The organism is Comamonas sp. (assembly GCF_036666375.1).
Classification (GTDB): Bacteria; Pseudomonadota; Gammaproteobacteria; order Burkholderiales; family Burkholderiaceae_C; genus Comamonas.
In genome coordinates this window covers 1-2314 of the sequence record NZ_JAVWWA010000217.1, presented here as the reverse complement: position 1 = coordinate 2314, position 2314 = coordinate 1, and the positions used below count along the sequence as shown (strand labels likewise).

The window sequence follows — 2314 nt, the reverse complement described above, 5'->3', positions numbered from 1 at the left end:
CGCGACGAGACGCTGGAGATCCGCAGCCTCAACAACGCCCGCGGCAAGCGCGGCGCCAAGGGCAAGGCGGCCGACCTGGGCTTCAAGCCGGCGCGCATCACGCGCGTGGAATGATGTCGCTCGCCACGCTAGGCTGAGGCCGTAAGCGCAGCCCTTCACTGAAACCCCGCCTCTGGCGGGGTTTCGTCCATGCAGGAAAGACGTCCGTTTTTTGCAAATCTTGCCAAATTTTGCCAACGTGTCTAAGCTTGTCTGCATGAGCACGATGAACATTTCCCTGCCTGAAAGTCTCAAGTCGTTTGTCGACGATCAGGTCAGCCAGCGTGGTTATGGCACCAGCAGCGAGTATGTGCGTGAGTTGATCCGCAAGGACCAGGATCGCCTGCAGCTGCGCGGGCTGCTGCTTGCAGGCGCTGCCTCCCCGCCTGCGGCAATCGCCGACGGCACGTATTTCTCGGGACTGCGCGACCGCGTGCTTCGGAACGCCAAGGGAGGCGCTCCGAAATGAGCGCCAAGCCGGTGGTGCCGCGCGAGCAGGCCAACCGGGACGTTGAAGAAGCCATCGCCTATTATTTGGGCGAGCATGCGCCGAGCGCTGCCCTGGGATTCATCGACGCATTGGAGCAGGCCTATGTGCATATCGCCCAGCACCCGGGAACGGGCTCACCGCATTGGGCTTATGAGCTTCAGTTGCCGGGTCTGCGTGCCTGGCCTTTGAGCCGCTACCCGCATCTTGTGTTCTATCTCGAGCGCCCTGACCATATTGATGTCTGGCGCGTACTCCATGGGCAGCGCGATATTCCGGCGTCGATGCAGCCAGCCCAGCTGCTTTGAGCAGCATCAGGCTGGAGGCAGGCGCAGCAGTGCACGCCGCGCCTGCATGCAGGGTGTGCTCAGCCCAGTTCAGCGATCAACTCGATTTCCACGCACGCACCCATGGGAATCTGCGCCACGCCGAATGCGCTGCGCGCATGCTGGCCCTTGGCGCCGAAGACTTCGCCCAGCAGTTCGCTGCAGCCGTTGGTCACCAGGTGCTGCTCGGTGAAGTCGCCGGTCGAATTGACCAGGCTCATCACCTTGACGATGCGCTGCACGCGGTTGAGGTCGCCGCCGGCCGCATGCTGCAGCGTGCCCAGCAGGTCGATCGCCACCGCGCGCGCCGCGGCCTGGCCTTCTTCGGTGCTGATGTCGCGGCCCAGCTGGCCGGCCCAGACCTTGCCGTCCTTCTTGGCGATATGGCCGCTGAGGAACACCAGCGCGCCGGTCTGCACATAGGGCAGGTAGGCGGCTGCGGGCACGGCCAGCGCGGGCAGTTCGATCTGCAGTTCATTCAGCTTGTTGTAAACGCTCATCTCGGTTTCCTTTGGCAAAAAATCAGGGAAAAGGGGTCTGCGTGAGTGTGACATAGGCATAGCCAATGCTGGCCGCAGGGACAGCGTTGGCATTGCCGGATGGCGCTGGCTAGCATCTGCGCCATGCGCTGCGCGCTTCCTTCCCCGCCGACTCCAGCGGCCGTCTTCCGGCCGCTGCGACCCTGGTCTGGCTTTCAGGCGGCGCTCGTGGGTCTGGTCGCGGGCGCGGCCTGGCAGGTCACCCAGCCTGCGCTGTGGCGTGCCGAGAGCTATGCGGGCCTGTTGCTTGCGGCGCTGGCGCTGGGCGCCGCAGTCTGGATCGCCCAGCGCCGCGCGCACCGCAGCGTCGTCTGGCTGCTGTGCGCCCTGGCCGCCGGCCTTGCGATGGCCGCGGGCTGCGGCGCGCGCGCGCTCGCCTTCCAGGCGCAGGCGCTGGACATCGCACTCGAAGGCCAGGACCTGCGCCTCACCGGAATCATCGCCGCCATGCCCGAGCCCGCGCCCTGGGGCACGCGCTTTCGCTTTGCAGTGGAGCATGCCCAGCGGGCGGGAAAGAAAGAGGCGCGGCCGGGCCGGCCGGTGGTGGTGCCGCCGCTGGTCGAGCTGAGCTGGCCGGGCGCGCGTGCAGGTGATAGGGCCGTCGCACAGGCCCCGCTCAAGCCCGGTGAGCGCTGGGAGTTGAGCGCGCGCCTCAAGGCCCCGCACGGCCTGCGCAATCCCCATGGCTTTGACCAGGAACTGTGGCTCTGGGAGCAGGGCGTGCAGGCCACGGGCTATGTGCGCCTGGGCCGGGCCCAGGCGAGACCGCAGCGGCTGGCGCAGACCGGGCGCCATCCGGTCGCGCGGCTGCGCCAGCAGCTGCGCGATGCCATCGTCGCGCCGCAGGATGCGCAGCCGGCATGGCAGCGCGCGCGCGGCGTGGTCGCGGCGCTGGTGGTGGGCGATCAGAACGCGATTGCCGC

The 2314-nt window shown here is 67.3% G+C and carries 4 protein-coding genes; 3 read left to right on the top strand and 1 reads right to left on the bottom strand.

Going from position 1 to position 2314, the window contains the following annotated elements; all coding sequences use genetic code 11:
- Positions 1-256: 256 nt before the first annotated feature.
- Positions 257-508, top strand: coding sequence for a ribbon-helix-helix domain-containing protein (locus tag RR928_RS24740; protein WP_332534945.1), 252 nt, complete (start codon positions 257-259; stop codon positions 506-508).
- Complete coding sequence (locus RR928_RS24735) at positions 505-834, top strand: type II toxin-antitoxin system RelE/ParE family toxin (protein ID WP_332534943.1); 330 nt, start codon at positions 505-507, stop codon at positions 832-834. Before RR928_RS24740 ends, RR928_RS24735 begins: the two co-directional genes overlap by 4 nt.
- A 59-nt stretch (positions 835-893) precedes the next feature.
- Here RR928_RS24735 and RR928_RS24730 read toward each other — a convergent pair whose 3' ends face one another.
- Entirely contained in the window at positions 894-1352 is a 459-nt protein-coding gene (locus RR928_RS24730; protein ID WP_332684732.1) for a RidA family protein, read from the bottom strand.
- A gap of 207 nt (positions 1353-1559) precedes the next feature.
- On the opposite strand from RR928_RS24730, the gene RR928_RS24725 reads away from it, so the two are divergent.
- Positions 1560-2314, top strand: a 755-nt coding sequence (locus RR928_RS24725) for a ComEC/Rec2 family competence protein (RefSeq protein ID WP_332534941.1), incomplete at its 3' end; no start/stop codon positions are given.